Genomic DNA, 15733 nt, shown 5'->3' on the forward strand with positions numbered 1-15733 from the left:
AGCCGGAGGTCAGGAGATCGCGGGAATTCCGCACGCGGACCATGGTCGCACCCTCGTCACCGATGCCCGTTAGCGATAGATCCACATAATTTTTCTCGCACTATGTGTTAACAAACGCCTCATCTCCTGCTAATAATTCCTGGCATCGATACCGCGCCCCACACCCCAGGGCCGCACCCACCCCTTCTTGGCCGGGCTTCTGTCGAGGTCGCAACGGGGCTCACCCCCGATGAGCGAGCCGCTGTTCCGCACGCGTGCCGCGCGGAGCCCTCCACGCGAGCCCCCGCCCCTACGCCGTTTTCCGCTCAACCCGCACGAGAGGTCCCCGACACATGCGCTCGACCAGATACGCCCTCATCGCCGGCGCCGCCGCCACCGCCCTCCTCGCCACCTCGTGTTCCGGAGCCGGAGCCGGCGGTTCCTCCGCCGGAGGCGACAGCATCAACGTGCTGATGGTCGGCAACCCGCAGATGGAGGACATCGCGAAGCTGACGAAGGACAGCTTCACGAAGGACACCGGCATCAAGGTCAACTTCACGGTGCTGCCCGAGAACGAGCTGCGCGACAAGGTCACCCAGGACATCGCCACCCAGGCCGGTCAGTACGACGTCGCCACCATCGGCGCGTACGAGGTGCCCATCTGGGAGAAGAACGGCTGGCTGACCGAGCTCGGCTCGTACGCCGACAAGGACAAGAGCTTCGACAAGGCCGACCTGCTCAAGCCCATGGTCCAGTCGCTGTCCGGCTCGGACGGCAAGCTCTACGGCCTGCCGTTCTACGGCGAGTCGTCCTTCCTGATGTACCGCAAGGACGTCTTCGCCGAGAAGGGCCTGACGATGCCCGAGCACCCGACCTGGCAGCAGGTCGCCGACCTCGCCGCCAAGGCCGACGGCGCCCAGCCGGGGATGAAGGGGATCTGTCTGCGTGGCCTGCCCGGATGGGGCGAGCTCGGTGCGCCGCTGACCAGCATGGTGAACACCTTTGGTGGCACCTGGTTCACCAAGGACTGGAAGGCCCAGGTCAACACCGGTGGCTTCAAGGAGGCGACGAAGTTCTACGTCGACCTGGTGCGCAAGCACGGTGAGGCGGGGGCGCCGCAGGCCGGGTTCACCGAGTGCCTCAACGGGATGAGCCAGGGCAAGGTCGCCATGTGGTACGACGCCACCAGCGCGGCCGGGTCACTGGAGGACCCGAAGAGCAGCAAGGCCGCCGGCAAAATCGGCTACGCGTACGCACCCACGATGAAGACCGACAGCAGCGGCTGGCTGTGGGCCTGGGCGTGGGCGATGCCGAAGACGACCAAGAAGGCCGACGCCGCCTCGAAGTTCATGCTGTGGGCGTCCAGCAAGGAGTACGAGCAGCTCGTGGGCGAAGAGCTGGGCTGGCCGCGGGTGCCCGCGGGGAAGCGGGCCAGCACGTATGAGATTCCCGCGTACAAGAAGGCTTCCGCCTCCTTCGGTGACATCACCCTGAAGTCCATCCAACAGGCCGACCCGGCCAACCCCGGCACGCAGCCGCGGCCCACCGTGGGCATCCAGTTCGTCGCCATCCCCGAGTTCCAGGACCTCGGCACCAAGGTGACCCAGGAGATCTCCGCCGCGATCGCCGGCAAGACCAGCGTGGACAAGGCCCTCAACGACGGCCAGAAGCTCGCCGAGGACGTCGCCAAGAACTACAAGTGAGCCGCCCATCCCCGGCCGGCCACCCGGTCGGCCGGGGCGCCGTCCCCGCACGCCCCCATCCGCCGACCGCGGAGGAAAGCACGCCCATGACCACGCTCACCGATCTCCCCAAACCGACCACACGGCCACCCGTCCGCCGGACGAAGTCCACGGCTCTCAACAAATGGCGGCGGCGCTTCCCGCTGCTGCCCGCGCTGATCTTCACGATCGTCGTCACGCAGCTGCCGTTCGTGGCCACACTGGTGATCTCCACGTTCCAGTGGAACATCCTGCGCCCTGACGAGCGCCGTTTCACCGGCCTGTCCAACTACACGCTCGTCTTCACCGACGACCGGCTGCGGCACGCGGTCCTCAACACAGGCGTCCTCACCGCGTCCGTCGTCGTACTCAGCGTGCTGCTCGGCCTCGGTCTGGCCCTGCTGCTCGACCGCCGGTTCCGCGGCCGGGGCCTGGCGCGCACCCTGCTCATCGCCCCGTTCCTGGTGATGCCGGTCGCCGCCGCGCTGCTGTGGAAGCACGCGATCTACAACCCCGACTACGGGCTCCTCAACGGCACCCTCAACGCCGTATACCGCCTGTTCGGGGCGGACAACGGCCCCACCGTCGACTGGATCTCCACCTTCCCCATGCCGGCCCTGGTGATCGCGCTGGTGTGGCAGTGGACGCCGTTCATGATGCTCATCCTGCTGGCCGGTCTGCAGGCCCAGCCCGGTGACGTCCTGGAGGCCGCCCGGGTCGACGGGGCCTCAGCCGTGCAGACCTTCCGGCACATCACGCTGCCGCACCTGCGGCAGTACATCGAGCTCGGGATCGTGCTCGGCTCCATCTTCGTCGTGCAGACCTTCGACGCGGTCTTCACCATCACCCAGGGCGGGCCCGGCTCCCAGACCACGAACCTGCCCTACGAGATCTACCTGACCATGTTCCGCAAGTTCGAGTACGGCCAGGCCGCGGCCGCCGGCGTCGTCGTGGTGATCGGCTCGATCGTCATCGCCACCTTCGCCCTGCGAGTCGTCGCCTCCCTGTTCCGTGAGGAGACGTCCCGATGAGCGCCCAGGCAACCGCGACCGTCGTACGACGTCCCCGCCGCCGGAAGCGGGACGACGACCCCGGACAGGCCCCGCGTCTGTCTCCCCTGTGGACCTTCGTCGCCTGGCTGGCCACCCTGGCCTTCTTCGCCCCGGTGGCCTGGATGGTGCTCACCGCCTTCCACCAGGAGGCCGACGCTGCGACCAACCCGCCCAACCTCCTCGCGCCGATCACGCTGGACCAGTTCTCGCTCCTGCTGGAGCGGGACATCACCCCGTATCTGCTCAACTCGGCCATGGCGAGCGTCTTTTCCACGCTGCTGGTCCTCGCCCTGGCGGTCCCGGCGGCGTACGCGCTGTCCATCAAGCCGGTCGAGAAGTGGACGGATGTGATGTTCTTCTTCCTGTCCACGAAGTTCCTGCCGCTCATCGCGGCGCTGCTGCCGATCTACATGATCGTCAAGGACATCGGCATGCTGGACAACATCTGGACGCTCGTCCTGCTCTACACCGCGATGAACCTGCCGATCGCCGTGTGGATGATGCGCTCGTTCCTCGCCGAGGTGCCCAAGGAGATCCTGGAGGCCGCCGAGGTCGACGGCGCCGGGCTGCTCACCGTGCTGCTGCGGGTCGTCGCGCCGGTCGCCATGCCGGGGCTCGCGGCCACCTCGCTGATCTGCTTCATCTTCAGCTGGAACGAGTTCATGTTCGCGGTCAACCTCACCGCGACCCAGGCGTCCCCCGCGCCGGTGTTCCTCGTCGGCTTCATCACCAACGAGGGCCTGTTCCTGGCCCGGCTGTGCGCGGCGGCCACGCTCGTCTCCCTGCCGGTCCTCATCGCCGGTTTCGCCGCCCAGGACAAACTCGTACGCGGATTGTCCCTGGGAGCGGTCAAGTGACGGCCGCCGCCCCGGACTTCATCGCCACCGCCATCCAGGACGCCCCCGGCGCCGCGGACTTCTTCGCCGCCGCCTGAACACCCCGACCGAACGGACCCCTCCCCCATGACCGACCAGATCCGCCGCGTCCTCGTCCGCTCCCTCGCCGACATCACCATCGAGCACGTGCCCGCCCCCGTCCCCGGCGACGACGAACTCCTGGTGCGCACCACGGTCGTCGGCGTGTGCGGCTCCGACACCCATGCCGCGGCCGGCCACCACCCCTTCATCGACCTGCCCTACCGCCCCGGCCACGAGGCGGTCGGCGTCGTCGCCGAGGCGGGGAAGGGGGCCGAGGACTTCGCCCCCGGCGACCGGGTGATCATCGAACCGAACCTGTACTGCGGCCGGTGCGCTCAGTGCCGCTCCGGCCGCTACAACATCTGCCGGGAACTGAAGGTCTTCGGCTGCCAGACACCCGGCGCCATGGGCGACTTGTTCACCATCCCGGCCGACCGCGTCCACCGCGTCCCCGACGGCATGACCGACCTCCAGGCCGCCCTCGTCGAGCCGCTGGCCACTCCCGTGCACGCCGTGGCCAAGGCCGGTGACCTTACGGGCCGTACGGTCGTCGTCCTCGGCGCCGGACCCATCGGCCTGCTCACGCTCATCGCCGCCCGGCACGCGGGCGCCGCCCGGATCGTCGTCACCGACCTGCTGGAGGCCAAGCGCGCCAGGGCGCTGCGCCTCGGTGCCGATGCCGCCCTGCCTGCCGACGCCTCCAACCTGATCGACCAGGCCCACGTGGCGCTCGACGGCCCGGCCGACGTGGTCTTCGACTGCGTGGCCCGCGAGCAGTCCATGACGCAGGCCATCGACCTGGTGACCAAGGGCGGCCAGATCGTGGTGGTGGGCGTGGGTTCCGCCGGTCCCACCGCGGTCCGCCTCGATCTGATCCAGGACCGGGAGATCCGTATCGAGGGCACCTTGATGTACACCGCCGCCGACTACCGCACCGCCATGTCCCTCATCACCTCGGGCGCCGTCGACATCGCCGAGATCGTCACCGCCACCTACCCGCTCGAGGACGCCGCCAAGGCGTTCGCCGCCTCCGTCGACCCGGAGCAGGTCAAGGTGCTGGTCACCGTGGACGGTCCGTAGGTGTGCATGCCATGCGTACGACGTTGCCGGCGCCCAAGCTCCCCCTGGCGGCCGAGGACCGGACGGCCCCCGGCCGCACGCGGCCCGTATGCGAAACTGCGAGACCGGAGTCACCCGGAAGGAGGGGCGCAGTGACCGCCCGTACGCGACCGTCGCAGGCCGCCGTCGAGGAGCGTCGGCAGGCCGTCCTGCGTTACGTCGCCGAACAGGGCGAGACCCGCATCGACGACCTCGCCCGGCACTTCGACGTCAGCCTGATGACGATGCACCGGGACCTGGACGACCTCGCCGGGCGCCACCTACTGCGCAAGGAGCGCGGACGCGCCGTCCCCTTCCCCGCCCTCACCATGGAGACCGCGACCCGCTTCCGGGAACACAGCGCCCTCGACGCCAAGCACGCCCTGTGCGCGGCCGCCGCCGACCGGATCAGGCCCGGCAGCACCCTGCTCATGGACGACTCGACCACGCTGTTCCCGCTGGTTCCGGCACTGGCCCGGCTGGACCAGCTCCACGTCGTCACCAACTCCGTCGGCCTGGCCCAACGCCTCGGCTCCGCCCCCGGCGTGAGCATCACCCTGCTCGGCGGGCGCTACCACGGCGACTTCAACTCCTGCACCGGACCGGCCGTCACCCGCGCCCTGTCCCAACTCCGCGCCGACCTCGCCCTGATGTCCGCCACCGCCGTCCTGGAAGGCCGCCTCTTCCACCCGCTGAACGACTACGTCGAGGTCAAGCTGGCCATGCTCGCCTCCGCCGAACAGGCCCTGCTCCTGGTGGACCACTCGAAATTCGGCAAGACCGCCACGTACGCCTATGGCACCGCGGCCGACTACCACACCGTCATCACCGACACCGGCACCCCCGAACCAGAGCTCGCGGCCCTCCGAGACCTCGGAGTCCCCGTCGAGACCGTCACCCCCGAAGAGCAGCCCCTCCCGTGATACAGACCCTGTTCGAAACGCCCAGCGCCTACCGCCCCACCGACGCCGAGATGGCCGCACCCGTGCCAGCCGTCGAAGCCGTGCTGTTCGACTTCAGCAACACCATCTTCCAGATGATCGACCTGGAGACATTGCTGCGGCGAGTCGGCACCGCATCCGGCCGCCTCGCCACGCTGGACGAGCCCGGCGCCCTGACCGAGATCTCCCAACAGCTGCGCACCGCTTTCCAGTTGCCCACCGTCGTCGCCCTCCAGCAGGGCCGGGACCTCTCCCCCGAACAACACCGCCGCGCGATGCAGGGCTGGTGGGAGCAGGTGGACTTCCTGCGCGGCGTGGAGGAGGTGGCCTACCGGGAACTGACCGCGCCGGATGCCTGGATCCCGTACCCCGACACCGAACCGGTGCTGCGCGCCCTGCGCGACCGCGGCTTGCGCATCGGCATCGTCAGCGACTTCGCCTGGGACCTGCGCGTCCACCTCACCCACCACGGCCTGGAGCCCCTCTTCGACACCTGCGTCATCTCCTACGAGCAGGGCCGCGAGAAGCCTGACCCGCAGCTGTTCCTGAAGGCGTGCGCCGACCTGGGCGCCGACCCCCGGGCCACGCTCATGGTCGGCGACAATCCCGTACGCGACGGGGGCGCGACCGCCTGCGGCCTGCGGACGTACATCCTCCCGGCCGAGCACCGCACCGGGGACCGCGGCCTGGCGGACACGCTCCGGCTGGTGGCCTCGCGCTGATCGCAAGCGCTTCTGCGCTACGTACAACAACGGTCAGCGCGGGGCAGAAGAGGCCGCCATGTTCTGGTCGGCGGCCCAGAAGGCGAGGATGCGCAGCCGCTCGTGGGTGGGAGAACCGGGGGCGGCGGTCCAGACGGTGAGGTGCTGGTCGGGGTCGGTGTTGGCGGTGAGGGTGTCCCAGTCCAGTACGAGCTCTCCGACGACCGGATGGTTGAGGGTCTTGGTGCCCACGGTGCGGGCCACGACCTTGTGTTCGCCCCACCACTGGGCGAACTGCTGGTCCCGCGTGGATAGTTCACCGACCAGCTCGATCAGCCGCGGCTCCTGGGGATACTTCGCCGCCTCCATCCGCAGCTGGGCCACGGCGATCTGCGCCGAGCCCTTCCAGTCCGCGTAGAGGCTGCGCATCGCCGGATCGGTGAAGATGAGCCGCGGGTAGTTGCGGTGCTTCTCCGGGATTTGGGAGAAGTCGGTGACCAGCGCGGCCGCCAGCGCGTTCCAGGCCAGGATGTCGCCGCGCCGCCCCTGCACGATGGCCGGGGTGGCGGTGAGATCGTCCAGCACGCGTTGCAGCTGCGGCTGGACCTTCTGCCTGCCCTGGCGCCGGGGGCGGGTGGTGATCTTGCCCGCGAGCTGGAAGAGGTAGCCGCGCTCGTCGTCGTCGAGGTGCAGTACGCGGGCGAGGGTGTCCAGCACGGGAGCGGACGCCTGCATACGGCCCTGCTCGAGCCGGGTGTAGTAGTCCGTGCTGATCGAGGCGAGCTGGGCGACCTCCTCACGGCGTAGCCCGGCCACCCGGCGGGGTCCGCCCGTCTCCGGGAGACCTACCGTGCGCGGGCTCAGCTCCGAGCGGCGCTTCTTGAGGAATTCTCCCAGCTCATTGAGGGGGACGTTGCTGGTCATGCTTCCCAGCATTCCATCGATCGCACCCGGGGAAGAGGGGAGAGTTTCCTCCCAGGATGTATCTCTCCCGGGACAGATCCCTCCGCTTTTCCCGCCTGCGCTCGCGGGTGAGGCTGGATTACCAGCAGCCGTTCCCGGGTCCCGGTTGCGGTTCCCACCCTCGTACAGAAGGAAGCACCACCGTGGCCACTTTCGCATGGGTCGGCGCCGGCTCCGTCCTCGCCCGCGCCGCCGCAACCGCCGCGCTGCTGCTCTCCGCGACCGCCTGCACCCAGGACTCCTCCCCGTCCTCGGCACCTCCGCAGCAGACGACGGCGTCCTCCGCACCGGAGCGGGCGACGACCGCCCCCGCCCCGTCCACCGCCTCCGGCAGGAACGCCATGAACATCCGGATCACCATCGACGGCACCCCGGTCGAGGTCACTCTCAACGACAGCGCCACCGCCAGGGACTTGGCCGACCAGCTGCCCCTCGAACTGACCCTCACCGACTTCCACCAGGCCGAGAAGATCGCCGACCTGCCCCGCCCCCTGTCCACCTCCGGCGCCCCGCATGGAGCCGACCCCCGCATCGGCGACCTCGCCTACTACGCGCCCTGGGGCCAACTCGTCACGTACTACCGCGACGCCCCCTACGCCGACGGCCTGATCATCCTGGGCCACCTGCCCGACAGCGCCACCGAGCAACTGGCCGCCGCGGACGAGGTCCCGGTCACCATCGAGCCCGCCCCCTGAATCGAACCCGCCTTTGATCTGCCGCAATCTGCCGCATCACCGAGCCGACCGCGAAGGACGCACGATGAACCCCGCCTACGACTTCACCGGCCAGGTAGCCCTCGTCACCGGAGCCGGCTCCGGCATGGGCCTGGCCACCGCCCGCGCCTTCGCCGAGTCCGGAGCCGCCGTCGCCCTCACCGACATCGACGAAGCCGCCCTGAACGCCGCCGCGAAGGAACTCACCGGCAACGGCCACCGAGTCCTCGCCCTCGCCTGCGACGTCAGCGACGAGGAGCAGGTCGCCGCCGCGGTCGACCGCACGGTCGAGACCTTCGGCCGACTCGACATGGCCTACAACAACGCCGGCATCCAGATCCCGGCCAGCGACGCCGCCGACGAACCCGCCGAACGCTTCGACCGCGTCAACGCCATCAACCTCCGCGGCGTTTGGGCCTGTATGAAGCACGAGCTGCGACACATGCGCGCCCAGGGCGGCGGCGCCATCGTCAACTGCTCCTCGCTCGGCGGCCTGGTCGGCCTCCCCGGCCGCGCCGCCTACCACGCCTCCAAGCACGGGGTGATCGGCCTGACCAGCAGTACGGCCCTCGAGTACGCACCGCGAGGTATCCGTGTCAACGCCGTCTGCCCCGGCACCATCAACACCCCCATGGTCAGCGACATGATCGCCAAGGGCGAGCTCGACCTCGCCGAGGCCGAAGCCAACCAACCCATCAACCGCCTCGGCACCGCCGAGGAGATCGCCCAGGCCGTCCTGTGGCTGTGCAGCCCCGGAGCCAGCTTCGTCGTCGGCGTCGCCCTCCCCGTCGACGGCGGCTACGTCGCCCGCTGAGGCGACCCGTCACCGAGCGGGCGCCGACTCCACCGGCGTCGGTCATCGAGGCATATGCGACCAGCGCCCTGACCAGCCCTTTCACGGAAGCACTTCCGCCTGACAGAAGCCGCCTTGCGCGCCTACCGTGGCCATCACGACTCTGAGTCCAACCACGGCACGCGGGGCGACGGCGCCCCGCCGACAGGGACGGGACCGCCCATGCCTCATATGACCGCTTTCGCCAGGAACCAGTGGTACGTCGCCGCCTACTCCGAGGAGGTCAGCCGCGAACTCCTCGGCCGTACGATCCTCGGTGAGCCGCTCGTCTTCTATCGCACCGAGGAGGACGGGACGCCCGTCGTCCTGCACGACCGGTGTGTGCACCGCCGCTACCCGTTGTCCGAGGCCCCGACCCGGCTCGACGGCGACAAGATCGTGTGCGGCTACCACGGCTTCACGTACGACACCACCGGCACCTGTGTGTACGTGCCCGGGCAGAAGCGGGTGCCGCGGACCGCGCGCGTCGCCTCGTACCCCGTCGTCGAGCAGGACTCCCTGATCTGGGTGTGGATCGGCGACCCGGCCCTCGCCGACCCGCAGACCATCCCGCGGGCGAAGCACCTCGACTCCCCCGGCTGGACCACCGTCCGCGGCATGGAGCCGATCGACGCCGACTACGGCCTCCTCGTCGACAACCTCCTCGACCTCTCCCACGAGACGTACCTCCACGGCGGATACATCGGCACCCCTGAGGTCGCCGAGACGCCGATCACCACCGAGGTCGACGAGGGCGCGGGCATCGTGCGGGTGAGCCGGCACATGGACGACGCCGAATGCCCGCCGTTCTACGCCAAGTCCACCGGCATCGAGGGCCGTATCACCCGCTGGCAGGACATCGAGTACCACGCCCCGTGCCTGTACCTGCTGCACAGCCGCATCGCCCCCGTCGGCGTGGTGCCCGAGGCCGACGGCAGCGACCCGAACGGCTTCCACACCGAGATCACGTACTGCATCACGCCGTCCGGCGACGGCAAGGTGTACGACTTCTGGGCGGTCTCGCGCGACTGGGCGACGGAGGACGACGAGGTCACCGAGTTCCTGGCGGGCAACAACCGCACGGTCGTCATGCAGGACGTCACCGCCCTCAACCTGCTGCAGAAGACCCTCGGCACCGAGCGCCACGGCTACCAGGAGCTGAGCATCAACATCGACACCGGCGGCCTGGCCGCCCGCCGTATCCTCGCCCGGCTGGTCGAGGAGGGCGACAAGCCCATGGAGAAGGTTCAGTGAGCAGTCCCACCGGCGAGATCTACCGCATCGACTGGCTCCCGGGCACCGACGTCCTGCACGGCACCTGCCACTGCGGCGCCGAGCAGACCGCCCAGGACCCGATCGCGATGTGGGAGTGGATGCTCGGCCACCCCGACGGCCACGCCCCGCAGGGCAAGGTCTCCCCAGCCACCGCCTCGCAAGGAAACGGCTCATGACCCCGTACGAAGCCGAACTCGTCGTCGACCGCCGGGACGTGGCGGCCGACGGCGTGCTCGCCCTCAGCCTCCGCCATCCGCTGGGCGAGGAACTCCCCGCCTGGGAGCCGGGCGCGCACATCGATGTGCTGCTCGCCCCTGACCTGGAGCGGCAGTACTCCCTGTGCGGCGACCCGGCCGACCGGCACACATGGCGGATCGCGGTGCTCCGGGAGCCCGATGGCCGCGGCGGATCCGCCCATGTGCACGAGCAGTTGACGGCGGGCGACAAGGTCCGCGTACGCGGCCCGCGCAACCACTTCGCCCTGGCCGACGCCCCCCGCTACCGCTTCATCGCGGGCGGCATCGGCATCACCCCGATCCTGCCGATGCTGGCCGCGGCCGAGGCGGCGGGCGCCGAGTGGACGCTGCTGTACGGCGGCCGCACCCGCAACTCCATGGCGTTCACCGAGGAGTTGGCGCGCTACGGCGACAAGGTACGGATCGCTCCGCAGGACGAGACGGGACTGCTGGACCTCGACGCGGCGCTCGCCGACCCGGCCCCGGACACGCTCGTCTACTGCTGCGGCCCCGGCCCGCTCCTTGACGCGGTCGAGGAGCGGTGCGGGGTGTGGCCGAAGGGGGCGCTGCATGTCGAGCGCTTCGAGCCGAAGGTCCAAGAGACAGGCGAGAACACCGAGTTCGAGGTGGTGCTCGAGCGGTCGGGGCATACCCTGACCGTTCCCGCGGACGTGTCCGTGCTCGACACCGTACGAGCCGCCGGCGTCGAGGTGCTCTACTCCTGCACCGAGGGCACCTGCGGAACCTGCGAGACCGACGTCATCGAGGGCACCCCCGACCACCGTGACTCCGTCCTCACCGACGAGGAGCGGGAGGCCGGCGAGACCATGCTCATCTGTGTGTCCCGGTGTGCCGGGAAGCGTCTCGTGCTGGACCTGTGAGCCCGGTGACCCGCAGGTCGGCCTCGATCCGGGCGACCGTGGCCAGCAGCGGAGGCAGCAGGTCACGGCGTACGGACTCGACCGAGTTGCGGGCGGCGTGCACGGGAACGTTCACGGCCGCCACGACCTCGCCGTCCCGGTCACGCACCGGGACGGCGACCGAGCGCAGCCCCTCCTCCAGTTCCTGGTCGACGATCGCGTACCCCTGACGTCGTACCCGGCGCAGTTCGGCGCGCAGCGCCCCGGCCGAGGCGAGCGTGCGGGCGGTCAGCGGGCGCAGATCGGCGCGGGACAGCCGGGCGTCGATCTCCTCCTCCGGCAGATGCGCCAGCATCACCCGGCCGACCGACGTCACATGCGCCGGGAAGCGGGTGCCCACGGTGATCGTCGCGGTCATGATGCGCCGCGTGGGGACCCGGGCGACGTACACGATGTCGTCGCCGTCGAGGACGCACAGGGACGACGACTCCCGTATCTGCGCGACGAGTTGCTCCAGATGGGGCTCGGCGATCTCCGGCAGGGTGAAACTGGACAGGTACGAGTAGCCGAGTTCCAGGACGCGCGGGGTGAGCCGGAACATCCGCCCGTCCGTGTGGACGTAACCCAGGTCGACGAGCGTGAGCAGGAAGCGGCGGGCGGCGGCGCGGGTCAGCTCGCAGGAGCGGGCCACGTCGCTCAGGGTCAGTTCCGGATGTTCGGCGTCGAAGGCGCGGATGACCGCGAGGCCGCGCTCGAAGGACTGCACGAAGTGCGGGGCGCGGGCTTCAGCGGGCATGATCGCCTCCACGAGGACGCACGGGCGTGCGTTCTGTACGCACGAGGGTGCGCTGTGCGCACGCTAGGAGCACGCTTCGGCAACTGTCAACGACTCGCACGTCACAAGCATTGACCATCTTGATGCAGGCGTTCTACGTTCGCGCCTGAGCACTACTGTGCGGTGTGCGCACAGCCCGCCTTCCCGGCACTGTCCCATTAGGGGGAGTCATGCGTCGTCTGCTCATCGGCCTGACGGTCTCAGCGGTGTTCGTCACCGCGTCGGCCTGTGGCTCGTCCAATTCCAGCGATTCGGCCGGTGACACCGCGGCCGACGGCACCACCACCGTCAAGGTCGGGATCATTCCCATCCTGGACGTCGCCCCCGTCTACTTGGGCCAGAAGAAGGGCTTCTACGAGAAGCGCGGTCTCAAGCTGGAGCTGACGCCCGCTCAGGGCGGGGCCGCGATCGTGCCCGGTGTCCTCAACAACGAGTTCCAGTTCGGCTTCAGCAATACGACGTCCCTGCTGGTCGCCCAGTCCAAGAAGGTGCCCGTCAAGGTCGTGGCGAACGGTGTCGCCTCCACCGCCGAGGAAGGTGCCGACTTCATGGGCACCACGGTGAAGAAGGGCAGCCCGATCAAGTCCCCCAAGCAGTTGGAGGGCAAGAAGGTCGCGGTCAACTCGCTGAACAACATCTGCGACACCTCGATCAAGGAATCGGTCCGCAAGGACGGCGGCGACCCCTCCAAGCTCAAGTTCGTCGAGATGCCCTTCGACCAGATGCCCGCCGCGCTGGAGGGCGACCAGGTCGACGCCGCCTGCACGCCGGAGCCCGCACTCTCCACCGTCAAGGAAGCGGGCGGCACAGCCATCGCGGCGAGCTTCTACGACGTGGACCCGAACCTCACCGTGGCCATGTACTTCACTTCGCAGCAGTACGCGAAGCAGAACCCGGAGCTGGTGAAGAAGTTCCAGGAGGCGACCGCCGAGTCCCTCAAGTACGCCGACAGCCACCCGGACGAGGTCCGCGAGATCGTCGCCACGTACACGAAGATCCCGCCGACCCTGCTGGAGAAGCTGACCCTCCCCCACTGGCCGGCCGAGCCGAACCGCGCCTCCATCGAGCGGCTGGCCGAACTGGCAAAGCAGGACGGTCAGTTGAAGGAAGACCCCGACCTGGACGCGCTGCTGCCGTGAAAGCCGAAACCGCCCTGCTGGGCACGGCCGGGTTCGCGGGCTTCCTCGTCCTGTGCGAGGCGGTCCCGCGGACCGGCATCGTCTCCGAGGACTACTTCCCCCCGGTCACCCGCATCGCCGACGCGCTGGTCACCGAACTCGGCGACCAGGCCTTCTGGACCGCGCTCGGGGACACGCTCACCGGCTGGGCACTGGGCCTCGCGATCGCGGTGACCGCCGGGATTCTCGCGGGCGTGCTGATCGCGGTCACGCCGTACCTGCGCGAGGCGACCGCCTCCACGATCGAGTTCCTGCGCCCGATCCCGTCGGTCGCACTGATCCCTCTCGCGGTGCTGCTCTACGGCACGGAGCTGCAGTCAGTGCTCCTGCTGGTGGTGTACGCCTCGTTCTGGCAGGTGCTGATCCAGACGCTGTACGGCGTCCAGGACGTCGACCCGGTCGCCGACGAGACGGCCCGCTCGTACGGCCTGGGCACCTGGGCCCGGGTCCGCCACGTCCTGTGGCCCACGGCCCTGCCGTACATCATGACGGGTGTCCGGCTGGCCGCCGCGGTCGCCCTCATCCTCGCGGTGACCGCCGAACTGGTCATAGGCGCCCCGGGCTTGGGCCGGCGCATCGCCGTCGCCCAGAGCTCACAGGCGGTGCCGGACATGTACGCGCTGGTGGTCGTCACCGGCGTGCTCGGTCTGCTGATCAACGTGGGCGCGCGCACGGTGGAGCGCCGCGCGCTGGCCTGGCACCAGTCGGTACGCGGGGAGGTGGCGGTGTGAAAAGCCTCGCCCTGCGGCTGTTCTTCGTCCTCGCGCTGCCCCTGATCCTGGTGATCGCCTGGTGGTTCGCCTCCGACAGCAGCACCGACGTGTACTGGCCGCCGCTGCGCACCATCCTCACCACGTTCCCGGACGTATGGACGGGCGAGCGGCTGCGCGACGACGTCCTGCCCAGTCTGCTGCGCCTGCTGGCCGGCTACACGGCGGCGGCCGTGGTCGGTGTCGCGCTGGGCACGGTCATCGGCTCGTACCGCCGCGTCCGGGCCGTGTGCGAACCGGTTCTGGAGTTTCTGCGGGCGGTGCCGCCGCCCGTGCTCGTGCCGGTCATCATGCTGTTCGCGGGCATCGGCGACACGATGAAGATCGCCGTGATCGCGAGCGGCTGTGTGTGGCCGGTCCTGCTGAACACGGTCGAGGGCGTGCGGGCGGTGGACTCGGTGATGTCGGAGACGGCTCGCTCGTACGGCATCACGGGCGCCGCACGGCTGCGGCACGTGGTCCTGCGGTCGGCGAGCCCGCAGATCTTCGCGGGCCTGCGGCAGGCGCTGTCCATCGGCATCATCCTGATGGTCATCAGCGAGATGTTCGCCGCCAGCAACGGGCTCGGCTTCACCATCGTCCAGTTCCAGCGCAACTTCGCCATCCCCGACATGTGGACCGGCATCCTGCTGCTCGGCCTCCTGGGCTTCGTTCTCTCCGTCCTCTTCCGACTGGTCGAGCGACAGGTGCTCGGCTGGTACCACGGTCTGCGCGACACCTCCCGGCGGTCGTCGTGACGCTTGCGAAAGGGCAGTCCATGCTGGACGTACGAGGCCTCAAGAAGGTCTACGAGGGTTCCGGTCGCCGCGTGGAAGCGGTGCGCGACCTCACGTTCACCGTCGACGCGGGCGAACTCGTCTGCCTGGTCGGCCCGTCGGGCTGCGGCAAGACGACGCTGCTGAAGTGCATGGGCGGACTACTGACGCCCACGTCGGGCGAAGTCCTGCTGGGCGGGCAGCCGGTGACCGGGCCGCCGCCCGGGATGGCTTTCGTCTTCCAGGAGTACGGGCGCAGCCTCTTCCCCTGGATGCGAGTCCGGGACAACGTCGAACTCCCCCTGAAACAGAAGAAGTTGACCGCGTCCCGGCGGCGTGAGCTGGTCGCCGACGCCCTGGAGTCAGTCGGCCTCACCGACGCCGCGGGCGCCTACCCATGGCAGCTGTCGGGCGGCATGCAGCAGCGCGTGGCGATCGCCCGCGCACTGGCATACGAGCCGGACGTACTGCTCATGGACGAGCCGTTCGCAGCGGTGGACGCCCAGACACGCGCGGACCTGGAGGACCTGGTGCGCGGCCTCTGGCAACAGCGCGGCATCACGATCCTCTTCGTGACCCACGACATCGACGAGGCGGTGTACCTAGGCGAGCGGGTCCTGATCCTCTCCACGTCCCCGACCGTCGTCCAGGAACAACTGAAGGTCGACCTGCCCGCAGAACGCGACCAGTTGCACACCAGGGTGGCCCCACGCTTCGCCGAACTCCGCACGCATGTGTACGAGCAAATCCAGGCGGCGAAGCGCGGCAAGGCACTGGAGCCGGAGGACGCGAAGGACATGAAGGCGGACGCGCCTCCAACTCACTGAAACCTGAACGCGCCCCGTTAGGGGCGCGGGGAACTGCGCGACCAGCCACAACGGACCCGCAGGTCGAAACTCCCCCAGCG

17 protein-coding genes are annotated in these 15733 nt (G+C 69.3%); 15 read left to right on the plus strand and 2 right to left on the minus strand.

Annotation, left to right across the window (positions count from 1 at the left end):
* The first annotated feature begins 332 nt into the window (after positions 1 to 332).
* The 6 genes from ACQEVY_RS07395 (at position 333) to ACQEVY_RS07420 (ending at position 6430) form a co-directional block, all read left to right on the plus strand.
* The gene (locus ACQEVY_RS07395) at positions 333 to 1682 is read left to right on the plus strand and encodes an ABC transporter substrate-binding protein (RefSeq protein ID WP_432946057.1); all 1350 of its coding nucleotides are present in this window, start codon (positions 333 to 335) and stop codon (positions 1680 to 1682) included.
* A gap of 86 nt (positions 1683 to 1768) precedes the next feature.
* Entirely contained in the window at positions 1769 to 2731 is a 963-nt protein-coding gene (locus ACQEVY_RS07400) for a carbohydrate ABC transporter permease (RefSeq protein ID WP_432946059.1), read from the plus strand.
* The gene (locus ACQEVY_RS07405) at positions 2728 to 3609 is read left to right on the plus strand and encodes a carbohydrate ABC transporter permease (protein ID WP_432946061.1); all 882 of its coding nucleotides are present in this window, start codon (positions 2728 to 2730) and stop codon (positions 3607 to 3609) included. Before ACQEVY_RS07400 ends, ACQEVY_RS07405 begins: the two co-directional genes overlap by 4 nt.
* A 105-nt stretch (positions 3610 to 3714) precedes the next feature.
* Positions 3715 to 4749 carry a zinc-dependent alcohol dehydrogenase gene (locus tag ACQEVY_RS07410; RefSeq protein ID WP_432946063.1) on the plus strand — a complete coding sequence of 345 codons (1035 nt, stop codon included), beginning with the start codon at positions 3715 to 3717 and terminating at the stop codon, positions 4747 to 4749.
* Between the two features lie 131 nt (positions 4750 to 4880).
* Positions 4881 to 5690 (plus strand): DeoR/GlpR family DNA-binding transcription regulator, encoded by an 810-nt coding sequence (locus ACQEVY_RS07415; RefSeq protein WP_432946065.1) that lies wholly within the window; start codon positions 4881 to 4883, stop codon positions 5688 to 5690.
* Positions 5687 to 6430, plus strand: a complete 744-nt coding sequence (locus ACQEVY_RS07420) for an HAD family hydrolase (protein WP_432946067.1) — start codon at positions 5687 to 5689, stop codon at positions 6428 to 6430. Before ACQEVY_RS07415 ends, ACQEVY_RS07420 begins: the two co-directional genes overlap by 4 nt.
* Before the next feature lie 33 nt (positions 6431 to 6463).
* On the opposite strand, the gene ACQEVY_RS07425 is transcribed toward ACQEVY_RS07420, so the two are convergent.
* Positions 6464 to 7345: a helix-turn-helix domain-containing protein gene (locus ACQEVY_RS07425; RefSeq protein WP_432946069.1), complete on the minus strand. Its 882-nt coding sequence runs from the start codon at positions 7343 to 7345 to the stop codon at positions 6464 to 6466.
* A gap of 170 nt (positions 7346 to 7515) precedes the next feature.
* Between ACQEVY_RS07425 and ACQEVY_RS07430 the strand changes: the two genes are divergently transcribed.
* The 5 genes from ACQEVY_RS07430 to ACQEVY_RS07450 all read left to right on the plus strand — a co-directional run bounded on the left by ACQEVY_RS07430 (position 7516) and on the right by ACQEVY_RS07450 (position 11309).
* A complete protein-coding gene (locus ACQEVY_RS07430) occupies positions 7516 to 8067 on the plus strand; it encodes a cyclophilin-like fold protein (RefSeq protein WP_432946071.1) in 552 nt (183 codons plus the stop codon).
* Positions 8068 to 8131: 64 nt separating this feature from the next.
* Entirely contained in the window at positions 8132 to 8899 is a 768-nt protein-coding gene (locus ACQEVY_RS07435) for an SDR family NAD(P)-dependent oxidoreductase (RefSeq protein WP_432946073.1), read from the plus strand.
* 201 nt (positions 8900 to 9100) lie between these two features.
* On the plus strand, positions 9101 to 10171 hold the full coding sequence (locus ACQEVY_RS07440) for a Rieske 2Fe-2S domain-containing protein (RefSeq protein ID WP_432946075.1): 1071 nt from the start codon (positions 9101 to 9103) through the stop codon (positions 10169 to 10171).
* The gene (locus ACQEVY_RS07445) at positions 10168 to 10368 is read left to right on the plus strand and encodes a hypothetical protein (protein ID WP_432946077.1); all 201 of its coding nucleotides are present in this window, start codon (positions 10168 to 10170) and stop codon (positions 10366 to 10368) included. The genes ACQEVY_RS07440 and ACQEVY_RS07445 overlap by 4 nt, the downstream gene beginning before the upstream one ends.
* The gene (locus ACQEVY_RS07450) at positions 10365 to 11309 is read left to right on the plus strand and encodes a PDR/VanB family oxidoreductase (RefSeq protein WP_432946079.1); all 945 of its coding nucleotides are present in this window, start codon (positions 10365 to 10367) and stop codon (positions 11307 to 11309) included. The genes ACQEVY_RS07445 and ACQEVY_RS07450 overlap by 4 nt, the downstream gene beginning before the upstream one ends.
* Here the strand turns inward: ACQEVY_RS07450 and ACQEVY_RS07455 are convergent.
* The gene (locus tag ACQEVY_RS07455) at positions 11260 to 12084 is read right to left on the minus strand and encodes an IclR family transcriptional regulator domain-containing protein (protein WP_432946081.1); all 825 of its coding nucleotides are present in this window, start codon (positions 12082 to 12084) and stop codon (positions 11260 to 11262) included. The two genes, ACQEVY_RS07450 and ACQEVY_RS07455, sit on opposite strands and share 50 nt — an antisense overlap.
* A gap of 209 nt (positions 12085 to 12293) precedes the next feature.
* Here ACQEVY_RS07455 and ACQEVY_RS07460 point away from each other — a divergent pair, with 209 nt between their 5' ends.
* From ACQEVY_RS07460 to ACQEVY_RS07475, 4 genes are read left to right on the plus strand one after another with little or no spacing between them, the layout of a single operon-like run.
* Positions 12294 to 13262, plus strand: coding sequence for an ABC transporter substrate-binding protein (locus tag ACQEVY_RS07460; RefSeq protein ID WP_432946083.1), 969 nt, complete (start codon positions 12294 to 12296; stop codon positions 13260 to 13262).
* Positions 13259 to 14032: an ABC transporter permease gene (locus ACQEVY_RS07465; protein ID WP_432946085.1), complete on the plus strand. Its 774-nt coding sequence runs from the start codon at positions 13259 to 13261 to the stop codon at positions 14030 to 14032. Before ACQEVY_RS07460 ends, ACQEVY_RS07465 begins: the two co-directional genes overlap by 4 nt.
* Positions 14029 to 14808 carry an ABC transporter permease gene (locus ACQEVY_RS07470; protein WP_432946087.1) on the plus strand — a complete coding sequence of 260 codons (780 nt, stop codon included), beginning with the start codon at positions 14029 to 14031 and terminating at the stop codon, positions 14806 to 14808. Before ACQEVY_RS07465 ends, ACQEVY_RS07470 begins: the two co-directional genes overlap by 4 nt.
* 20 nt (positions 14809 to 14828) lie before the next feature.
* Positions 14829 to 15653, plus strand: coding sequence for an ABC transporter ATP-binding protein (locus ACQEVY_RS07475; RefSeq protein WP_432946089.1), 825 nt, complete (start codon positions 14829 to 14831; stop codon positions 15651 to 15653).
* Positions 15654 to 15733 lie beyond the last annotated feature (80 nt).

It is taken from the genome of Streptomyces sp. CA-288835, from assembly GCF_050936385.1.
GTDB lineage: Bacteria > Actinomycetota > Actinomycetes > Streptomycetales > Streptomycetaceae > Streptomyces.